The organism is Candidatus Arthromitus sp. SFB-rat-Yit, from assembly GCF_000283555.1.
Lineage (GTDB): Bacteria > Bacillota > Clostridia > Clostridiales > Clostridiaceae > Dwaynesavagella.
In genome coordinates this window covers 629,476-649,650 of record NC_016012.1, presented here as the reverse complement: position 1 = coordinate 649,650, position 20,175 = coordinate 629,476, and the positions used below count along the sequence as shown (strand labels likewise).

General features: G+C 29.0%; 21 protein-coding genes. 3 read left to right on the top strand and 18 right to left on the bottom strand.

The annotated features are described in order from the left end of the window. Nucleotides 1–152: 152 nt before the first annotated feature. A complete protein-coding gene (locus RATSFB_RS03065) occupies nucleotides 153–824 on the bottom strand; it encodes an SGNH/GDSL hydrolase family protein (protein WP_044035531.1) in 672 nt (223 codons plus the stop codon). Between the two features lie 288 nt (nucleotides 825–1,112). Continuing rightward, nucleotides 1,113–1,769: a deoxyribose-phosphate aldolase gene (deoC, locus tag RATSFB_RS03060; protein WP_014094581.1), complete on the bottom strand. Its 657-nt coding sequence runs from the start codon at nucleotides 1,767–1,769 to the stop codon at nucleotides 1,113–1,115. A gap of 142 nt (nucleotides 1,770–1,911) precedes the next feature. On the opposite strand from deoC, the gene RATSFB_RS03055 reads away from it, so the two are divergent. Next, a complete protein-coding gene (locus RATSFB_RS03055; protein WP_014094580.1) occupies nucleotides 1,912–2,313 on the top strand; it encodes a hypothetical protein in 402 nt (133 codons plus the stop codon). 40 nt (nucleotides 2,314–2,353) lie between these two features. Here RATSFB_RS03055 and spo0A read toward each other — a convergent pair whose 3' ends face one another. The 10 genes from spo0A to nusB form a co-directional block, all read right to left on the bottom strand. After that, nucleotides 2,354–3,160, bottom strand: coding sequence for a sporulation transcription factor Spo0A (spo0A, locus tag RATSFB_RS03050; RefSeq protein WP_371136981.1), 807 nt, complete (start codon nucleotides 3,158–3,160; stop codon nucleotides 2,354–2,356). Nucleotides 3,161–3,318: 158 nt separating this feature from the next. Next, a complete protein-coding gene (spoIVB, locus tag RATSFB_RS03045; RefSeq protein ID WP_044035530.1) occupies nucleotides 3,319–4,503 on the bottom strand; it encodes a SpoIVB peptidase in 1,185 nt (394 codons plus the stop codon). An 88-nt stretch (nucleotides 4,504–4,591) separates the two neighbouring features. Further along, a complete protein-coding gene (gene recN, locus RATSFB_RS03040) occupies nucleotides 4,592–6,256 on the bottom strand; it encodes a DNA repair protein RecN (protein ID WP_014094577.1) in 1,665 nt (554 codons plus the stop codon). Nucleotides 6,257–6,266: 10 nt separating this feature from the next. Then, nucleotides 6,267–6,728 (bottom strand): arginine repressor, encoded by a 462-nt coding sequence (locus RATSFB_RS03035; RefSeq protein ID WP_044035638.1) that lies wholly within the window; start codon nucleotides 6,726–6,728, stop codon nucleotides 6,267–6,269. A gap of 23 nt (nucleotides 6,729–6,751) precedes the next feature. Beyond that, a complete protein-coding gene (locus tag RATSFB_RS03030) occupies nucleotides 6,752–7,573 on the bottom strand; it encodes an NAD(+)/NADH kinase (protein ID WP_014094575.1) in 822 nt (273 codons plus the stop codon). Between the two features lie 12 nt (nucleotides 7,574–7,585). Continuing rightward, complete coding sequence (locus RATSFB_RS03025; protein ID WP_014094574.1) at nucleotides 7,586–8,407, bottom strand: TlyA family RNA methyltransferase; 822 nt, start codon at nucleotides 8,405–8,407, stop codon at nucleotides 7,586–7,588. 6 nt (nucleotides 8,408–8,413) lie between these two features. After that, on the bottom strand, nucleotides 8,414–9,283 hold the full coding sequence (locus RATSFB_RS03020) for a polyprenyl synthetase family protein (protein ID WP_014094573.1): 870 nt from the start codon (nucleotides 9,281–9,283) through the stop codon (nucleotides 8,414–8,416). Nucleotides 9,284–9,287: 4 nt separating this feature from the next. Next, nucleotides 9,288–9,476 (bottom strand): exodeoxyribonuclease VII small subunit, encoded by a 189-nt coding sequence (gene xseB, locus RATSFB_RS03015; RefSeq protein WP_014094572.1) that lies wholly within the window; start codon nucleotides 9,474–9,476, stop codon nucleotides 9,288–9,290. 13 nt (nucleotides 9,477–9,489) lie between these two features. Next, nucleotides 9,490–10,695 carry an exodeoxyribonuclease VII large subunit gene (gene xseA, locus RATSFB_RS03010; protein ID WP_014094571.1) on the bottom strand — a complete coding sequence of 402 codons (1,206 nt, stop codon included), beginning with the start codon at nucleotides 10,693–10,695 and terminating at the stop codon, nucleotides 9,490–9,492. Beyond that, complete coding sequence (gene nusB, locus RATSFB_RS03005; RefSeq protein ID WP_014094570.1) at nucleotides 10,685–11,134, bottom strand: transcription antitermination factor NusB; 450 nt, start codon at nucleotides 11,132–11,134, stop codon at nucleotides 10,685–10,687. Before nusB ends, xseA begins: the two co-directional genes overlap by 11 nt. Nucleotides 11,135–11,318: 184 nt before the next feature. Here nusB and pfkB point away from each other — a divergent pair, with 184 nt between their 5' ends. Next, entirely contained in the window at nucleotides 11,319–12,239 is a 921-nt protein-coding gene (gene pfkB, locus RATSFB_RS03000) for a 1-phosphofructokinase (RefSeq protein WP_014094569.1), read from the top strand. A 16-nt stretch (nucleotides 12,240–12,255) separates the two neighbouring features. Beyond that, complete coding sequence (locus RATSFB_RS02995; RefSeq protein WP_014094568.1) at nucleotides 12,256–14,139, top strand: PTS fructose transporter subunit IIABC; 1,884 nt, start codon at nucleotides 12,256–12,258, stop codon at nucleotides 14,137–14,139. A 53-nt stretch (nucleotides 14,140–14,192) separates the two neighbouring features. Here RATSFB_RS02995 and RATSFB_RS02990 read toward each other — a convergent pair whose 3' ends face one another. The 6 genes from RATSFB_RS02990 to phnC all read right to left on the bottom strand — a co-directional run bounded on the left by RATSFB_RS02990 (nucleotide 14,193) and on the right by phnC (nucleotide 20,134). Then, the gene (locus RATSFB_RS02990; RefSeq protein WP_014094567.1) at nucleotides 14,193–15,287 is read right to left on the bottom strand and encodes a DUF871 domain-containing protein; all 1,095 of its coding nucleotides are present in this window, start codon (nucleotides 15,285–15,287) and stop codon (nucleotides 14,193–14,195) included. A 31-nt stretch (nucleotides 15,288–15,318) separates the two neighbouring features. Beyond that, nucleotides 15,319–16,167 (bottom strand): aldo/keto reductase, encoded by an 849-nt coding sequence (locus RATSFB_RS02985; protein WP_014094566.1) that lies wholly within the window; start codon nucleotides 16,165–16,167, stop codon nucleotides 15,319–15,321. Between the two features lie 90 nt (nucleotides 16,168–16,257). Beyond that, a complete protein-coding gene (locus RATSFB_RS02980) occupies nucleotides 16,258–17,739 on the bottom strand; it encodes a bifunctional metallophosphatase/5'-nucleotidase (protein WP_014094565.1) in 1,482 nt (493 codons plus the stop codon). Nucleotides 17,740–17,742: 3 nt separating this feature from the next. Next, entirely contained in the window at nucleotides 17,743–18,549 is an 807-nt protein-coding gene (gene phnE / locus RATSFB_RS02975; protein WP_014094564.1) for a phosphonate ABC transporter, permease protein PhnE, read from the bottom strand. A 14-nt stretch (nucleotides 18,550–18,563) separates the two neighbouring features. Further along, nucleotides 18,564–19,385 (bottom strand): phosphonate ABC transporter, permease protein PhnE, encoded by an 822-nt coding sequence (gene phnE, locus RATSFB_RS02970; protein WP_014094563.1) that lies wholly within the window; start codon nucleotides 19,383–19,385, stop codon nucleotides 18,564–18,566. Next, entirely contained in the window at nucleotides 19,382–20,134 is a 753-nt protein-coding gene (gene phnC, locus RATSFB_RS02965) for a phosphonate ABC transporter ATP-binding protein (protein ID WP_014094562.1), read from the bottom strand. Before phnC ends, phnE (RATSFB_RS02970) begins: the two co-directional genes overlap by 4 nt. Nucleotides 20,135–20,175: the final 41 nt, after the last annotated feature.

Sequence of the window (20,175 nt, the reverse complement as noted above, 5' to 3'; positions counted from 1 at the left end):
TATCTCTCAATAAAAATTCATAAATAATCCTAAAAAAATACTAATCGTGAAAATCAATAAAATTACAACTGTTATAATTGATATAAGTATTTTTTTACTACTACTCCTCATTTGCTCACCCCTAGATCTTGTAAATAAATCAAACAGTAGACTTACTTATTTATCAATTTTTCAATAATAGGATTAAGTTTTTTAGTTAATTTTTCATATCCAGCAACGTTAAGATGCAATCCATCATGAGTATATTCTTTGATTAAATTTCCATTTTCATCAGATAAATCTTTAAATGCATCTATAAAAATATAATCCTTATAATAATTTTCAAATTCTTTAAATACGCTGTTCAATTTTTGTATACGTTCATTTGTTCTTCCTCCACCATACATAGAATTTTTCCCGTATCTATTTTCATCACATGGTAAAATAGATATAAATACTATATTAACTCCTTTTAATATAATCTTTAGATCAATTATCAATTTAGATATATTATCAATTATTTCATTATCTCTCTTACTATTTTCTTCACTCATATCATTTGTTCCTACAAGAAGAACAATTGTACTTGGTTTGTGACGGATCACACCTTGCTTTATAATATTTTGAATACCTTGCGTTGTTATTCCTGAAACACCACAATTAAATAACTTTATTTTTATCTTTGGGAAGAACCTATCTAAATCATAATCCCTAATTATAGAATCTCCTAAAAAAACAATTTCCTTTTTATCTTTATCCCATTCAGTTGAAATAACACTTTTTAAAAACGTTACCATATATTCTTCAATTTGAAAATCCGAATAAACATATTTAAATTCTTGCAATATTAAACCACCTTAAACAAAATATCTTATAAAATAATACTATTGCAAAATTACAGAATAATACTTAATTAAATATAATTTTACTATAACGTTTCTTTTAAAGATTCATTTATTATATCTTTGTAGTCTTGATCATCTAATCTTGTTATAACTTTAAGTTCGTTTTTCTTCATAATAAAATTCCCCTTCTATTCATTTTGAATATCTAAGATATAACCCCCATTTAGCAATCAAACAAATTATACAAATTTACTTATATAATTATATTATTAAATAGCATGGGTTATTCTATTTACTCAATTCAATATGATCTTTAATAATTTTAACAGTTGAAGAAGTCCCTATTCTTGTAGCACCATGTTTTATCATGCAATTTGCAGTTTCAAGATCCCTAACTCCACCTGATGCTTTAACTCCTAATTCATGTCCAACTGTTTTTCTCATTAATTCTATATCTTCTTTAGTTGCACCAGCCTTAGACATTCCCGTAGATGTTTTAACGAAATCAGCTCCAGCCTCTTTTGATAATTTACAAGCCATTATTTTTTCATCATCAGTTAAAAGACAAGTTTCTATTATAACTTTTAAAACCTTATCTCCACAAACATCTTTAAGTGCTTTAATTTCATTTTTAACATATTCATAATCTTCATCTTTTAACTTACCGATATTTATAACCATATCTATTTCATCAGCATTATTTTTCAACGCCTCTTTTGTTTCAAATAATTTTGCCTCTGTAGTCATGCTTCCTAATGGAAAACCAACAACTGTACAAACATCAACATCACTATCCTTAAGTTGCTCATGACAAAGAGATACATAACATGGATTTACACATACTGAAGCGAAATTATATTTCTTCGCCTCATCACACAATTTAATAATTTCATCTTTAGTTGAATCAGCTTTCAATATAGTATGATCAAAATATTTACTAAACATCTTTAAAACTCCTTTAAATTTATATTACATTACCATTTTACCATAAATTAAAAATTACATATTATTTATAAAAAAATATTGAATTGCAAAAAATAAAATAATACTATATAAATATATAGTTTGTGGAAAAAGGAGTTTGTAAATGGGTTTTAGAGATAAATTAACAGATTATTACACAAAATCATATTTAAAAAAATATGGTGACAGGTTAACTCAATCTCAAGGAAATATACTCTCAGTAAAAGTTAATGTTAAAAGATATTTATGGATTTTTTACATATTAACAGCTGTAGTTGTTATAAAACCACAAAATAGCAAAAATATTATAAAATGTGTTTACAAAAAAAGACGTTGGTTTAAAAAACCTTCTTTCATGAATCTAAACCAAGGGCATTTGGTTATAGTTCAAGCTTTAAGGGATAAGAAAAACCATGAAATTTTGAAAATATTAAACATACGAAATCTTTCAAATAAACAAGATTTAATTCCAGTTGATCAACCTCAACCTAAAAGTTTAACAAAAATACAAAGAGTTAGAAAATAATTTTAAAAAGCAAGAGTAACACAAACTCTTGCTTTTATTATTATCCAACCTTATTCTTAAGTCTTAACCGATCTGCTACCATTGCAATAAACTCAGAATTCGTTGGCTTACCCTTTTCATTATGTATGGTGTATCCAAAAATCTTATTTATACTATCTATTTGACCTCTACTCCATGCAACTTCAATAGCATGACGTATAGCCCTCTCAACTCTACTTGATGTTGTGTTATATTTCCTAGCGATAGAAGGATATAATTCTTTTGTAACAGCTGACAATAATTCTATGTCATTAACCACCATTGAAATCGCTTCTCTTAAATAAAAATATCCTTTAATGTGTGCCGGAACTCCAATCTCATGTATTATACCTGTTATCTCACTTTCTAGATCAACATGCTCCACTTGTTTAAAAGAATTATCTGATCCATCATTACCAGAATTAATTACACTGTTTTGTTTATGTACAAAATATTTGTTATCCAATGTAATACTAAACATTTCCTTTATTCTTCTGATAAAGATATCCATATCAAAAGGCTTTAAAACATAATAATCTACACCAAGCTTAATAGCATTTTGTGTTATCTTATCTTGTCCAACAGCTGATAATACAATAATTTTAGGAGCTAACTCTGAATCTTTATTTAAATTTAATTTTTCCAATACACCTAACCCATCTAAATGTGGCATTATTATATCAAGTATAAGTAGATCGGGCTTAGTTTCGTATATAAGTTTTAACGCTTCGATACCATTTTTAGCTACACCGACAACATCAAAATTACCTTCATTATTTAAATAATCTTTTAAAATTATACAAAACTCCTCATTATCATCAGCAATCAAAATTCTTATCTTTTTATTTTCCAATGTTTTTTCGCCCCTTTTAAAATTCGCCTCATTATAACCTTCTCTAAGATTTTCGACAAAGAAAATTTATTTCCTTCTATTTTTTATCTTTTTTATCTAAGCAAAAAACTACATTAACTAAATTAATGTAGTTTTTAATCAAAAATTTTACTCTCTTTTAGCATCCATTCTATATATATACCATAACCAGTATCTGGTTTGTTTACTAATACATGGGTTACTGCACCTATTATTTTATTGTTTTGTATTATAGGACTTCCACTCATTCCTTGTACAATTCCTCCAGTCTTCTCAAGTAAATCCTCATCAACCACTTTAATAACCATACTTTTCGAACTTGGATTATCTTGCTGAAGTAGTTTTTCAATAACAACATCATACATTCTTGGCTCACCACTATCAACTGTTGAAATTATTTGAGCTGGTCCTTCTTGAATCTCATCTTTCAGAGCTATCTTTAGCTTTTCATTATAAAAATTTTCTAGGCTATATTTTCCAAATATTCCAAATTTTGTATTCTGTTCAACGCTTCCCAAATTTATATTGTCATTTATAAAAACTCCCTTAAGCTCTCCAGGGTTTCCCTTTTCTCCACGCTTAACATTAACTATCGAAGAACTCACAATACTTCCTTTACTAATTTTAATTATATCTCCTGTATCAACATCTGTTATAGGATGACCAAGCGCTCCATAAACTCCAGTATTAGGATCAACAAATGTCAATGTTCCAATCCCAGCTGTTGAATCTCTAACCCAAAGTCCTATTTTATTTTTGCCATCAACACTTTTAATTGGATGTATTTTTTTTACAATAATTTTCTCATCACGCTCTACCTTAATCTCTAATTCATCAGCATCCAAGTTGCTTAATGTTTCTGATAAAACTTCAGATGAAGTAATTTCAATATCATTTATTGATAAAACTATATCTCCTATATTAAGTCCTCCATCTTTTGAAGGGCTATAAGCTTTATTAAAATTATTTTCTATGTCAGAAAATCCAACTATAAGAGGTCCATTAGTTCTTAATTTAATTCCGACAATGTGACCTCCAGGATAAAGCTCAACCTCTTTAGGGATTGCCATAACTTCAACCGTTCGAATTTTAAATCCCAAAAATTCAGCATTGTATTCCGAAATATTGTCGTAGATTTTATTTAATGTATAATTTATTATCCCTTTATTAGATTTTAAATTATTCCCATCCCTTAAAAACACAACCTCTGGTATACTAAATAAAACAGAGGAAATATACAAAAATAATACTAATATAGGAGTAAATACTGCGAAAATTTTTAGAAATTTTTTTATTCGCATACTCATTCCTCCTTTACATTAACCATGTAGACATAAAAAAATCATGAGCATATACACCCATGATTTATTGTTCCACTTTGAAAATATTTTATTCTAATAATTTTTTATTCCCAATAAGTTCCTTAGCACTAATATATGCTCCTTCTGTGATATTCTCTCCACCAATCATCTTAGCAATTTCGTTTATCTTTTCATCATAGCCTATCATCCTAATATTTGAATACGTTTTATCATTATCTATTTTTTTTGAAACAAGATAATGATTGTCGGACAAACTTGCAATTTGAGCAAGATGGGTTATGCAAAAAACCTGGCATCTTTTAGACAATAAATACATTTTTTCCCCAACTTTTTGGGCTATCTTCCCACTCACCCCAGTATCAATCTCATCAAAAATTATACCAGAGATAGGTTCATTTCCCAAAAATACAATTTTTAAGGCCAACATTATTCTTGACAATTCACCACCAGACACAACCTTTGATAAATCTTTTAATGGTTCACCTTTATTTGTGGATATAAAAAAGCTAACATTATCGTTACCTATTGGGGTAAAATCTTTATCTTTTTCAATATTAATCTCAAAAATTATGTTTTCCATTCCCATATAATTTAATTCATCAACTATTTCATTTTCAATTATTTTTGCATACTTCCTTCGTATCTCTGTTATTTTATCTGCCTCTACTCTAAGTTGATTACGCTTTTCACATTCAAGCTCTTCATAACTTTTGAGAAGATTTTCTTGATTCAGAGCATTGTCAAGATACACTTGTAATTCTTCATTATATTTAATCAAATCCTCAACATCCATTTTATTAAACTTCTTTTTCAAAGCATTTATCTTATATATCCTTGCATTTATGCTATCAAATTCATCTATATCAAAATACGTTTGATCACATATTGCTTTTATATCTTCACCTATACTTTCCAAATCATAATAAATTTCTTCCAATTTATTTGAAATTTCATTAAGATCTTTCAAATCAATCATCCTAATCGACTTAATAATATTCATCAATTCATTATTTATTGCAAATTGCTCCCTATAAATTAATGAATCTAATGATGCATTAAGTGTTTTGCTAATCTTTTCACTATTATTAAGAAGCTTTATCTTTTTCTCAAGCTCATAATCTTCACCTATAATAAGTTTTGCAGAGTTCAACTCATTTATTTGAAACTTTACATATTCTATATAACTCTCATTAAGGTCATTGTTTTTAATCTCGTTTATTTTATCTCGTAATTCATTCCATTCCTTAAAAACACACAAATAATTTTTAAAATCAATTTTATTTCCTATGTATTTATCCAAATAATTAATATGTTTAGAATTATTTAAAAGTTCATAGTTTTGATGCTGTGTATGTATGTCCATCAAATATTTGGAAATTAATTTTAAAGTGTTATTTGTAACAATTCGACCATTTATTCTAACAATACTCTTCCCATTAACATAACCTTCACGTCTTATAAATAGATAATCTTCTATTTCAATGCCATTAACATCAAGAATTTCATTTATTTTTTCATGATCTATATCAAAAATTGCCTCAACAAATGTTTTATCTTCTCCATTTCTAACAATGCTTTTATTAAATTTAAATCCAAGTATAAAACATATTGCATCAATTAAAATAGATTTTCCTGAACCCGTTTCTCCAGAAATTACCGTGAATCCTTTTTCAAATTCTAAATCCAAGCTATCTATTAAAGCAAATTTTTCTATCCTCATCTTCCTTAACATTAAAATTCCCCTAACTTTTTATAAGGTTATTTATTTTTTCCTGTATGTTAGGTATAGAATTTTCGTTTCTAACCATAACAAAGATAGTGTTATCACCTGCTACATTTCCAGCAATATCATCCAAATTTAGCGAATCTATAACCTCGCCAACAACTGAAGCTGCCCCTGGAAGTGTTCGTATAACCAAAACCTTATCGATTTGTTCCATTGACAAAATACTGCTGGCTATTATAGTTTTATATCTCTCAACCTTTGTCACTTCATTAAATTCTTGATTGTTCAAAACACCATATTTGTATGTTCCAGAGTTTGTAGAAATTTTTATAAGTTTCAATATCTTTATATCTCTAGATACTGTTGCCTGAGTTACATCAAATCCTGCACTTCTTAATTCATCTGCTAATTCTTCCTGAGTTTCAATATCTTTATTTATTATAATATCTATTATTTTCTCATGGCGTTTATTTTTTATCATTTCTCAAATCTCCCTAAATTTTAAATCCTATTAATAAGTTTTTCACGTAAAACATTATAATAATCATAAAAATTAAATCTAACAAGCGAGCAATATCTTTTACATTTTTGTATTTTAAGAATTTTATTGTTTAAAATCATTTTCTGGCTTCGTCCATCTACAATAACATAAGAATTATCATCTACTCCATCAATCTCCAAACTTATAATGCTTTGTGGACTAATTACTAAACTTTTAGCATTCAACGAATGTGGACATATCGGAGTTATAATGATTGATTCAACATCTGGAGAAACTATTGGACCTCCAGCAGATAACGAATATGCTGTTGATCCTGTTGGGGTTGAAATTATCAATCCGTCACCAGAAAACGAGTTATAATAATTACCATCAATAAATATATTAAATTTCAACAGTCTTGATATTGGTAATTTTGTTATGACTATATCATTTAGAGCTATGTGCTTTTCATTGCAAAACCCTTCTATACAAGCCTCTATCATTAATCTTTTCTCTATGTAATATTCATTATTCTTTATTTGATCAATAGCCCTTTCAATGTCACTCAATTCAATACTTGCCATAAATCCTAAAGTTCCATAATTAACCCCGATTAATGGAAGGTCACAAGCATCTATAATTTTCACTGAGCGAAGAATTGTTCCGTCTCCACCAACTATAAACAAAAATGAAAGCTCATTCTTTTCATTTTCTAAATTCATTCCATCTAAAAATATTCTAACCTCACAATTGTCAAATTTCTCTCTAAGTACATCTTCTATCATCTCAACAATTTTATCATAATTATTTTTAGAAGTATTGACTGATATTCCAAATATCATTTAATTTTCTCCTTAATTATAGTTTTGCTCTATATGTGCTTCATCTATAACTTTCCTAATAAATTCATCATCAATCATAATATTTTCAGATAAATTTTTAACGCTTAAATGTAAAAGAAATTCAATATTGCCATGTCCACCTTTTATAGGTGAGTATGTTAAGTTAAGAACTTTAAAATTATTTGCTTCAGCAAATTTAACAATCTTCTCTATAACTTCAAAGTGTACTTCCTTATCTTTAACTATTCCTTTTTTATTTACTTTACCTTTACCAGCTTCAAATTGAGGTTTTATTAATGCAACAATTTGTGCATCATTTTTCAAAAAATTTCGAACCTTATTTAATATTTTTTCTATAGAAATAAATGAAACATCAATTGATGCAAAATCCCCTTTATGTGAAAAAGTTTCTGGTTCAGCATAACGCACATTCATTCTTTCAAACACAACAACTCTTTCATCCATCCTAAGTCTATAATCAAGTTGTCCATAACCAACATCAATAGCGAAAATTTTAACCGAACCTTCACGAAGCATACAATCAGTAAATCCACCCGTCGACGCCCCAATATCAAAACATATTTTATCATTCAAATCAATTTCAAACATATCGATTGCCTTTTTAAGTTTTGCTCCAGCCCTACTAACATAAATCGTTTCTTTTTGATCAAGTATCTTAATGTTTAAATCACAATCAATTTTTTCTCCCGCTTTAGTTATTTTGATTCCATTAACAATAACATTGCCACACATTATATTTGTCCTAGCTACTTGCCTCGAATCAAAAAATCCTCTTTCAACCAAAATAACATCTAATCGTTTCTTTCCACTCATAAATAATTAAAATTTCCTATTCAACATGTATTTTGTAAAATCAATTAAATTAGATACGTCCCTATTCAATGAGTTAAGTATGTTTATAGCCTTGTTTGTATTATCTTCACAAATTTTTTTGCACAAATCAATACCGTACAAATCAACATATGTAAATTTCTTATTACGGATATCGCTATTAGAAGTTTTTCCAAGTGTCTGAGTATCTCCTATTTTATCCAAAATATCATCAATTATTTGAAAAGTTAATCCGATATAATGAGCATATTCAGATAATTTTTTAACCTCTTCATCACTCGCATCTCCAAGATATGCAGCAGATAGTACAGAGGCTTTTATAAGTGCTCCTGTTTTATTCTTGTTTATATACTTTAGTGTGTATTCGTTAAGTTCTCTATTTTTTGTTATAATATCTACTACTTGACCACCAATCATTCCATCACAATCAATACTTTTAGCAACTACAAAAGTTGCATAAAGTGCTTTCATTCCATGCTTTATAGAAAACTCAATCATATTTTTAAAAGCCTCAGTCAAAAGACCATCACCAGAAAGTAATGCAACAGCCTCACTAAATTTCACATGATTTGTTAAATTTCCTCTCCTTAACATATCATTATCCATACTAGGTAAGTCATCATGTATCAACGAGTACGTATGAATCATTTCTATATAACAAGCAAACGGAATAACATCTTTGTAGTTCTCTTTAAAAAGCAAATATGTATATAAAAATAAAATCGGCCTAATCCTTTTACCTCCAATTGATAAACTATAAGACATGGATTCATAAACTATTTTGTTTAAACCCTCTTTATTTAAAAACAAATTATTTATTTCATAATCAACTTCTTGTTTTAAATACTCAAACTTCATAACATTAATCTCCCTTTAAAGATGACTCTATATGCTCAACCTTACCTTCCAGTTCTTTTATAAATCCATTAAGTTCATTACACAATTCAATTCCTTCTTTGTATTTATCAAAAATTTCTTCTATAGATAAATTGCCTTTATCAAGTTCTTTTACAATTTTATCAAGCAAGCCCATCTTTTGCTCAAATTTCATATTACCCAATAATCTAAACCTCCTTTTTAATAAATTTTCCTTTTATAATTTCATCTTTAAACATAAGTGAAATATCATTCTCTTGATTTATATTTTTTGGATCTCTAATTATATTTAAATTTTCATCGCAAACCAAAACAAAACCTTTATCAAGTATTTGATTTATATCATTTTTCTCAAGTTTTAATCTTAATTCACTAAACTGATCTTTAAATTTCATAATTGAATCTTTCATTTTCTTATTTAAAGATAGCGACACATTGTTAATTTTAATCAACTTCTCATTTAAAATCTTTTTAGGGGAGTAGGAACTTATGCTCATCTTATGCTCATAAACTCTATTTTTAAAATTTCCAATAGCCCTATCAATACTTTTATTTAAACTATCTCTTGCACTATCAATTAAAAACAAAATAGAATCCATATCAGGTATACATATATCTGCAGATGCAGTAGGAGTAGATGCTCTCAAATCACTAACAAAATCACAAATAGTAAAATCTGTTTCGTGACCAACTCCACTTACTATAGGTATCTTTGATTTATAAATCTCTTCAGCTAAAACTTCATTATTAAAAGCCCAAAGATCTTCTATAGATCCTCCACCTCTTGCGATTATTATTACATCAACATTATTTTCTATATTAAAATACCTAATACCTTGTATTATATCTTTATAAGCCTCTGGACCCTGAACAAGTGAATCAAAAACTTTTATATTGATAAACGGATTCTTTCTCTTTGCAACATTTAAAATATCTTGTATTACTGCTCCAGTCTTTGAAGTTATAATCCCTATATTAAACGAAAAAGAAGGGATCTGTTTCTTGTTTGATTCATCAAAATATCCCTTCTCTCTAAGTTTTTCCTTAAGCTTTTCAAATTCTTTATGTAAATCTCCAACACCTTGTTTTTCTACCATATAACAAATGAGTTGATATGTTCCCTCTTTGCCATACAGAGATATTTTCCCTAATATATCAATTTTTTCTCCATCATTAAAATCTACAAAATCAATTTCTTCCATGTATTTCCCAAACATTACACAGTTAATTTTACATTCATTATCCTTAAGAGAAAAATATACATTGCCATTAGAATGTTTTTTATAGTTAGAAACTTCTCCGCTTACACTTACATTTGAAAGAAGAATATCACTTTCAAGACTAACTTTTATATAATTTGTCAAAGATGAAACACTAAATTTTTTAAGTTTCATTAATGCTATCCTCTCTCGACTTTTTTATAGAATCCAAAACTCCATTAATATATCCCTTTGATTTCTCTACACTATAAGTTTTTGTAAGATTTAATGCCTCGTTTATTGCAATTTTTGGAGGCAATCCATCAAAACACATTTCATAAACGGCTAGTCTAAGAATTGATAGATCTATTTTTGCTATTCTATTTATTTTCCATCTTTTTAAATTATTTTGTATAAGATTATCAATTTCATCTCTATGAAGATCTATTCCATTTAAAACATTCAAACAATACTCTTTATTTAAAAACTTCATATTAATATCACAATCATTTTCCATAAACTCTTCTTCAAAATCATCTATCAATTTCTTATACTTTTGGTTAATTTGATTAAAATTTGAACAAAATAAAATTTGTAAAAGTAATTCTCTTGATTTACTTCTATAACCACTCATAATTTTTTTAAATACTTTCTCCTAATCTTCAAAACTTTTCAAGTTAATTATATCATACCAGAGCACTTCTTGAGATTAAAATATAAAATTATTGATTAGTTTATATTTATTTTCTTTAAATTTCCTACTATAATCGATAAGTGAGTAAGTTATAAAATTATCTAAAGGAGGCATTTGAAACAAAATGATTTATACTTTTACATTAAATCCTTCTATCGATTACATAATAAAGCTAGATAAATTAAATGAAAATTGTGTAAATATAGTAAACTCCAATGATGTGTGTGTTGGTGGAAAAGGTATAAACGTATCCAAAATTTTAAGTGAATTCGAAATTAAAAGTAAAGCATTAGGTTTCATTAGTGGCTTTACTGGAAAGTTTGTTGAAGAATCTCTCAAAAGCAATAATATCACAAGCGATTTTGTAAGCGTAGAAAATAATTTTTCACGCATCAATATTAAAATGAAAATTGGGGAAAGCGAAACCGAAATTAATGGATTAGGTCCCAGAATATCAGATCCTCATGTGCAACTTTTAAATAATAAAATTGATGCAATTAACGATGGGGATATTGTTATATTGTCAGGCAGTATACCAAGTTCACTATCAGACAATTTTTATCAAGATATTCTAGATAGACTCAAATCCAAAAATATAAAAGTGATTGTTGATGCCAGAAAAAATTTATTACTTAATTCACTTAAGTATAAACCATTTTTAATAAAGCCGAATAATCACGAAGTAGCAGAAATATTTAATTTGTCTGATCCTAGTATGGAAAATTTAATTGAATGTGGAAAAAAGTTAAAAAAGATGGGTGCTACAAATGTTCTGATATCTTTAGGAAAAGATGGAGCAATTCTGATAAACGAATTTGATGAAATTTATTCAAGCAATATACCTAATGGTGTTTTGAAAAACTCAGTTGGAGCTGGAGATTCAATGGTTGCTGGATTCATAGCTGGATATTTAAAAACAAATGATTATGCTCAAGCTTTAAGACTTGGAGCAGCTAGTGGAAGTGCAACTGCATTTTCAGAAAACTTAGCTAAAATATCTTTGATAAATCTTTTGATAAATCAAATACAAATTACGAAATTATAAAATTTGGGGGGGAATTATGAGAATTATTGACTTACTGGATTTAAATTCAATAAATTTAAATCTAAATTCAAAAAATAAACCAGATGTAATTGATGAATTAGTCAATTTAATTGAAAAAAGCGGAAACATATCTGATAAAAAATTATATAAAGATGAAATTTTAAAGCGTGAAAATCAGAGCACAACAGGAATAGGTGAAGGCATTGCGATACCTCATGCCAAAACATCAGTTGTTAAAAAAGCTTGTCTTGCTGCCGGTGTTAGCAAAGATGGTATTGATTATGAATCTTTAGATGGTTCAAACGCACATTTATTTTTTATGATTGCTGCCCCAGAAGGAGGCAACAACATTCATTTAGATGTGCTTGCTAGACTTTCTACTATGTTAATGGATGAAAAATTTCGAAACTCTCTTATAAATGCAAAATCTTCTGGAGATTTTTTATCTCTGATAGACAAAATGGAGAATGAAAAATTTGTTGATGAAAAAGATGATGCGTTAAATCGTGATTTAAATTTACCAAAAGTTCTTGCTGTCACTGCATGCCCAACAGGTATAGCTCATACTTTTATGGCTGCTGAATCTTTAACAAATAAAGCTCGTGAAATGGGTATTAGCATTAAGGTTGAAACAAATGGATCTTCTGGAATCAAAAACGCATTAACAAAAGAAGAAATTGAAAATTGTAGTGGAATAATAGTTGCTGCAGACAAGAAAATTGAAATGGCAAGATTTAATGGCAAAAGAGTTATACAAACAAAAGTATCTGATGGAATACATAAACCAGAGGAATTAATCAAGCGTGCCGTTTCTGGGGATGCTCCTATTTATCATTCCGAAAACACTAAAAGTAATGATACAGAATTTGAAGAAAGTTCTGGAAGAAAAATATATAAAAGCTTAATGAATGGCGTATCTCATATGTTGCCATTTGTTGTTGCGGGAGGAATTTTAATTGCACTTGCTTTTTTATTCGATAATTACGAAATAAATCCAGAAAATTTTGGATCAAATACACCTTTCGCGGCATTTCTTAAATCAACTGGAAATATAGCATTTGAATTTTTATTACCAGTACTTGCTGGATTTATCGCCGTAGGTATCTCTGATAGACCTGCTATGGTTATTGGTTTTGTTGGAGGAATTCTAGCAAAAAATAGTGGTGCTGGATTTTTAGGAGCATTAATTGCCGGATTTATCGCTGGATATTTAGTTATTTTACTTAAAAAAGTTTTCTCATTTTTACCAAGCTCACTTGAAGGAATTAAACCTGTACTATTATATCCGCTATTTGGTACTTTATTAATCAGCATCATAATGGTATTTGTATTCAATCCACCTATTACATTTATAAACAATAGTCTTATTTCATTTTTATCAAATCTCGGAACTAGTTCAAAAATTTTATTAGGAGTTATAGTTGCTGCTATGATGGCAATAGATATGGGCGGACCTATTAACAAAGCGGCATATGTATTTGGTATCGCATCAATTGAAGCTGGAAACTTCTATGTAATGGCTGCAGTTATGGCTGGTGGAATGGTTCCACCTTTAGTAATAGCTCTTGCTACAACTTTCTTTAAAAACAATTTCACTAAAGAAGAAGTTGACGCAGGAAAAGTTAACTATATAATGGGATTGTCTTTTATAACAGAAGGAGTAATTCCATTTGCAGCAGCTAATCCTCTTAGAGTTATACCTTCTTGTGCTATAGGTGCTGCAGTTACTGGTGCATTAACAATGATATTTGACTGTACACTTAGAGCACCTCATGGAGGAATCTTTGTATTTCCAATTGTTGGTAATTGGGTAATGTATTTAATTTCAATTTTTATTGGATCAATTGTTGGAGCTTTAATCCTTGGAGCATTAACAAAAAATCGTATGACTGATAAATAAACTATAAAGAGCCTAAGATTAAAAATCTTAAGCTCTTTATAACTCATTTCTCTTTATTCATTCATTTTTAATTTAAATTTTTGCCAAGGTTTTAAATAATCTAATATAAATAATTCCTCTTCTGTTACTTTTCCAACAACATTTGAAAATCCCGTATTTTTCATATCTCTTTTCGCAATTTGTAACTCTCCAGCATAATGACCATACTTGCTACTCTCTATTACAACATCTCCACGTTTAATTATCTCTGGTGCGTTAAATAATTCAAAATTATTTCCTTTATATTTAACTCTAGTCTGGGTAGATCGAATCATATTTGAATTAACATCTCCTCTGTTCATATGCAGTTCTTCAAACATCACTCTACATTGAAGTTCAGGCACTCCATCTTCTAAATTCACTCCAAAAGTTACCAATCTAAGATCTAAATCTTTAAATTGCTCTAACTCTTTATCAGATGGATAACAGTTAGAAATTATAATATCATCAATATTTTCCATAGATAAATAATGTTTAACTTGCGTCATCAATGATAAATCTCTATGCATCTCAAGAGTAACTAATCCTTGTGTTACAGGCCATGGTCCAAATGTATTTCGGTTTTGGCTCGTAACAAAAGCAGCTGTTTTCAATCCATATTTTTTGAAACGATTTGTGCATCTATTGAAATAATCAAAATCTAATCCTGAATAAACGTGAGGATAAAAATTATGACATCCATACAAATTATACCTGTTTGGGCAATAGTCCATAATAATATCTATCGTATGAACATCTATACTTGCATTGATTTCAACTTTCAAATCGTGCTCATTAAATGTCATTAATGCTTCTTCATTTCCCGTAAATCCTTCATCTAATCTAAAACCATCAGCTTGAATTTCTGTAAAAAATCTCAAATCATTATATGTAATCCCAAGTTTAGAAAAAACACTCGGAGAAACATCCACTATAACTTCAAAACCTTTAGACTTTGCAAAGCTATTTATATCCTTAAAATCTTTCTTTATCTTTTCCTTATCATCTACCGCTGAAAGTAAACAAGAAAACATTCTTGAAAATCCAAAATAAGCTGCCTTATCAATATACTCTAACACTTCTTCTTTCGAACTTTTTTCAGGATAAATCGAAATTCCCAATCTCTTCATAAGGATATCCTTCCATTAAATTATTCGTACTCTATTTACCGAAATTAAAAACTTTTGGGTCAGGTCCAGTCCTTAAATTCTCATTTAATGAAGATATTTTTTGAATATCTTCAGGGGCGATTTCAAAATCAAAAATATCAGCGTTACTTATAACCCTCTCCATATTCGATGACTTAAATATAACTAGAATATCTTGTTGTAAATGCCAACGAAGAATTATTTGTGCTGGAGTTTTTCTATACTTCTCTGAAAGTTCCACAATCACATCATCAGTAAATATTTTACCTCTCATAAGAGGTGACCATGCCTGAACTAAAATATCATGTTCTTCGCAATATTTTCTCAAATCTTCTTGAGTTAACTTTGGATGAATTTCAATCTGATTCAGCACAGGTTTAACCTTAGCAAATTTCATGAGATCCTCAAAATGTTCTTTATTAAAATTACAAACACCAATAGACTTAATTTTTCCCTGAGAATACAAATCCTCCAAAGCCTTCCACGGTTCTTGGAAAGAATATGGATTGCCTGGCCAATGTATTAAATATAAATCCAAATAATCAAGTTGTAGCTTATCCATACTTTTGTTAAAAGAATCTATAGTTTGTTCATAAGAAAGTCCATCATTCCAAACTTTCGTTGTAACAAAAATATCTTTTCTTTGTAATCCGGATTCTTTAATTCCTTCATGTATACCTTTACCTGTACCAATCTCATTATCATAAAATGATGCTGTATCAATCAAACGATATCCATTTTTAATTGCATCTCTAACAAGAGCTGCACATTCATCATCTTGAACTTTATAAACACCCAAACCGAATGCAGGAATTTCAATTCCATTATTAAGCTTACGTTTACCTCCCAAAGAACTTATCATTTAGTATACCTCCCTTTAGATATTAGACAATTATATATTACACTTTATAAACTTACTTATCAAGATATATTGATCAAGCTTAATCATAATTTATTTATTTTTATGTTCGTGAAAATTTTTGATATATTCCATTAATATTTCAAACATTTCTTCATCATATTTTTTCACAACTTTACAATCATTATATGTAAAATATCCACCAGTTCCTTTTGCTCTGTAACTGTTCAAACAAATTGTAAAAATATCATTGTCCGACACTTCTTTACCTTTTACTTTGATATCATAAACTCGATTACCAATAGCTCCGCCATAATTGATTTTATAATCAACGCCCATATAGTAATCATAATTATAATGTTCAATTTTAGGTTTTAAAAATTTTTCAGAGATAATAACTTCCCCATCTTTTACATCAAAATATTCAGCACTTCTCTCAAGAACTTTCTTTAAATTCTTTCCATTTATTTCAAGAACAACTAAAGTATTTGAAAATGGATACGTGAGCAAAATGTCCCTTATTCTAACCTTCTTTGGAAGTCCAGAAATTCTATTTGCAAAACTTGTGGAAGAAATATCAGCCCCTGTATATTCTATCTGAATTTTATTTATGAAGTCAGCAAGTTTACTTCCATTAATTGCCATATTTAAATGAGTATCCGGAAGTAGTTCTTCATCTAATTCACCAACAAAATCATCTATAAGGTCTTGAACTTCTTCATTCTCTTCATTAAATGGTAACATCTCGTTAGAAAATGGTATATCTTTTGCAAATATCATTTCAGAATTAATAATATTTTCACCATTATTTCTTGTTATTTTTATATCGTGAAAGCTCATGGCATTGAATAAATTTTGTACTATGTAAGTGTTATTCAAGTATCTTCCCTCAATCCCAACGTGTTGATGTCCCGTCAATAGTATATCAAAGTTCAATTCATTACAAATTTTAAAACCAACATTTTCTCCACTTGTTTCAATTATTTTTTTCGTATCAATATCGCATTCAAATCCGCCGTGATATACACAGATAGTTATATCAACCTTGTCTTTCATTTGTTCATAGGCTCTCTTTAAATTTTCAATTATATTCCCAATCGAAACTCCACCCAAATTCTTTGGATTTTCCCATAGATTTACAAATTCAGTTACACATCCTACAATCCCAACCTTGAGTCCATTTTTCATTGTAACTATTTTATACGGATATATAGGATTGCCATCTTCATTAAGACAATTCTCACAAACACATTCAGCATCTAAATGTTCCAAATATTTTTTAAAATATTCATATCCATAATTAAAATCATGATTTCCTATAGTTACAAAATCATATCCAACTTTGTTCATGATGCGTGCAATTCTATCAGGTGAATTTCTCAATTTGCTAAAATATGTAAATGGCGATCCTTGAAGCATATCGCCCCCATCAATAATTAAAGTTTCATCATCTTTATTATATCTCGTTGCCAAATGTAGCAATCCTTGAGGTTTAATTTCTCTATCCATATAATCAGTATTAAAAAAATAACCATGAATATCAGATGTAAAAATTATTCTCAAATTTTTATTCATTGTCTACCCCCTAGCTAGCTTTACTCTTATTCTAGTCGAAATAAATTCTATAATAAGCACAAGAACTATAAGTCCTATTATAATTGATCCAACCTGACTCCATCTATAAGCATTCATAGAGAATATTAATGGAGCCCCTATTCCTCCCGCTCCTACTATCCCAAGTATACTTGCATCTCTCAAATTCATATCGAATCGATATATAACTGTTGAAATGAAATCTGGAAAAAGCTGAGGAAGTATTCCATAACGTATTTTTTGAAAGAAATTACATCCACAAGCATCTAAAGATTCCAAAATCTTCGTATCCAAATCTTCTATAGATTCAATATACATTTTAGATATCATTCCAATAGATGACAGCGACATCGTAAGAAGTCCAGCAAAAGCTCCAGGACCCGTCACTCTTATGAACATCAAAGCATAAACAATTGATGGAACTGTACGAATTGACATTATTATAAATCTTCCGATAACACTTATTGGCTTAGGAACAATATTTGTTGCTGACATAAATGAAATTGGTATAGCAAGAATTGCACCAACAAGTGTACCAAGAAAGGCAATACACATTGTTTCAAGCAAAAGGTAAGGTACTCCATCAACAAAATTAAATAGTAATTCGGTATCCGGATTAAATATCCCAAGAAAAATATTCTTAGCTATTTGAATACCATTTTTTGATATACCATCTAAATTTATAGTACTGCTTGACAAGACAATAAAAAAGACACAAACCAAAGCCGTAATTATTTTCCATAAAAATTTACGTGGTTCTTTCTCGTACTGTCTTAAAACTATTTCACTCATAGATATTACTCCTCCTAAGTTAATTTCTTCCTAAGATAATGACTTAGCAATTCAATTAAAACTACAGCTACAAATAAAGATATAAGTATCATTCCAACACTTGAATACTCTCTCCAGCCCAAGTTCTCATTTAAAATTAAACCAATTCCTCCAGCACCGACATAACCTAATATAGCCGCATGCCTAACATTACCTTCAAAACAAAATAAACTTGTAGCAATATACGTAGGCAAAACCTGCGGGACAATAGCACTTGAAAATGCTCGTACCTTACTTGCTCCTAATGCCTGAATTGCCTCATAAGCTCCCATATCAACAGTTTCTATTTGCTCATAAAGTTTCTTTCCAACATATCCAAAAGTAAATATAGCAATAGCAACAGTACCCGCAAAAGTCCCAAGACCAAAAATATATGTTGCAATAAGTGCTATAACTAATGTTGGAAGCGTTCTTATTATGCTCAGTAAAAATCTCATTATAGATACAATGAATTTATTTTTTATTATGTTGCTTGACGCCACTACAGAAAAGGGTACGACAGCCAAAGCACCTATAATAGATCCCAAAAAAGACATTTTTATCGTATCAAAAAGTGGTTTCCATATTTTATTTATGTACTCAAAATTTGGCGGGAACATTTGTTTTATAATATCAAAGAAATTTCCACCACGCCTAATTAATGTATTGAAATTAAATCCAGTAATTCCCATAGATACTATAACTGCAATAATAAAAATTAAAATTAAAAGTGGTACCATAGATCTTTTTTCTACAACTTGTTTGCCATTTCCAAGTTCTATAACCCTTGGTCTAAATATCTTATCGTAGATATTCACGCAACCACCTCCACCTTGCCTTTGTAAATATTCTCTAATATTTCTTCTGTCACATCAGATGAAGGTCCATCATAAACTATTTTCCCATCTCTAATTCCCACAATTCTATCTGCATAATTAAGTGCAAGTTCAACATGGTGGATATTAATCAAAATTGAAATATCCATCTCTTTATTTATCTTCTTAAAATCTTCCATAACTTTTCTAGCTGTAATCGGATCCAAAGCTGCAACAGGTTCATCAGCTAAAATTATCTCAGGATTTTGTGCAAGGGTTCTCGATAATGCAACTCTCTGTTGCTGTCCTCCTGAAAGTTGATCTGCTCTTATAAATGCCTTATCAACAATTCCCATCTTATCCAAAGCTTCCAAAGCTTGAATCTTTTCCTCTTTTGTAAAAATTCCAAATACTGATCTTATAAATGAAATTTCGGGTACCTTTGCTGTTAAAACATTTTTTATAACAGTCGTACGAGTTACCAAATTAAATGATTGAAAAATCATACCAATCTTTCGCCTAAATTCTCTAAGCTGTTTTCCTTTTAATGATTTTACATCCTTACCATTCACAATTAAATTTCCATCTGTAATATCAATCATTCTGTTTATTGTTCTTATTAAAGTTGATTTACCTGCACCAGATAACCCGATGATTGCTACAAATTCTCCTTTATCTATCTTAAGATTAACATTATCAAGTCCTTTAGTACCATTAGGATATACTTTGGAAACGTTATTAAATTCTATCATTATAAATTAATCCTCTCATTTTTTATTCATAAAAAAGGCGA

Excerpts from the sequence above, each read along its gene's own strand:
- deoC (WP_014094581.1), bottom strand. The coding sequence starts at position 1,769 with ATGTTTAGTAAATATTTTGATCATACTATATTGAAAGCTGATTCAACT.
- RATSFB_RS03055 (WP_014094580.1), top strand. The coding sequence starts at position 1,912 with ATGGGTTTTAGAGATAAATTAACAGATTATTACACAAAATCATATTTA.
- spoIVB (WP_044035530.1), bottom strand. The coding sequence starts at position 4,503 with ATGCGAATAAAAAAATTTCTAAAAATTTTCGCAGTATTTACTCCTATA.
- recN (WP_014094577.1), bottom strand. The coding sequence starts at position 6,256 with ATGTTAAGGAAGATGAGGATAGAAAAATTTGCTTTAATAGATAGCTTG.
- RATSFB_RS03030 (WP_014094575.1), bottom strand. The coding sequence starts at position 7,573 with ATGATATTTGGAATATCAGTCAATACTTCTAAAAATAATTATGATAAA.
- RATSFB_RS03025 (WP_014094574.1), bottom strand. The coding sequence starts at position 8,407 with ATGAGTGGAAAGAAACGATTAGATGTTATTTTGGTTGAAAGAGGATTT.
- RATSFB_RS03020 (WP_014094573.1), bottom strand. The coding sequence starts at position 9,283 with ATGAAGTTTGAGTATTTAAAACAAGAAGTTGATTATGAAATAAATAAT.
- xseB (WP_014094572.1), bottom strand. The coding sequence starts at position 9,476 with ATGAAATTTGAGCAAAAGATGGGCTTGCTTGATAAAATTGTAAAAGAA.
- xseA (WP_014094571.1), bottom strand. The coding sequence starts at position 10,695 with ATGAAACTTAAAAAATTTAGTGTTTCATCTTTGACAAATTATATAAAA.
- nusB (WP_014094570.1), bottom strand. The coding sequence starts at position 11,134 with ATGAGTGGTTATAGAAGTAAATCAAGAGAATTACTTTTACAAATTTTA.
- pfkB (WP_014094569.1), top strand. The coding sequence starts at position 11,319 with ATGATTTATACTTTTACATTAAATCCTTCTATCGATTACATAATAAAG.
- RATSFB_RS02995 (WP_014094568.1), top strand. The coding sequence starts at position 12,256 with ATGAGAATTATTGACTTACTGGATTTAAATTCAATAAATTTAAATCTA.
- RATSFB_RS02990 (WP_014094567.1), bottom strand. The coding sequence starts at position 15,287 with ATGAAGAGATTGGGAATTTCGATTTATCCTGAAAAAAGTTCGAAAGAA.
- RATSFB_RS02985 (WP_014094566.1), bottom strand. The coding sequence starts at position 16,167 with ATGATAAGTTCTTTGGGAGGTAAACGTAAGCTTAATAATGGAATTGAA.
- RATSFB_RS02980 (WP_014094565.1), bottom strand. The coding sequence starts at position 17,739 with ATGAATAAAAATTTGAGAATAATTTTTACATCTGATATTCATGGTTAT.
- phnE (WP_014094564.1), bottom strand. The coding sequence starts at position 18,549 with ATGAGTGAAATAGTTTTAAGACAGTACGAGAAAGAACCACGTAAATTT.
- phnC (WP_014094562.1), bottom strand. The coding sequence starts at position 20,134 with ATGATAGAATTTAATAACGTTTCCAAAGTATATCCTAATGGTACTAAA.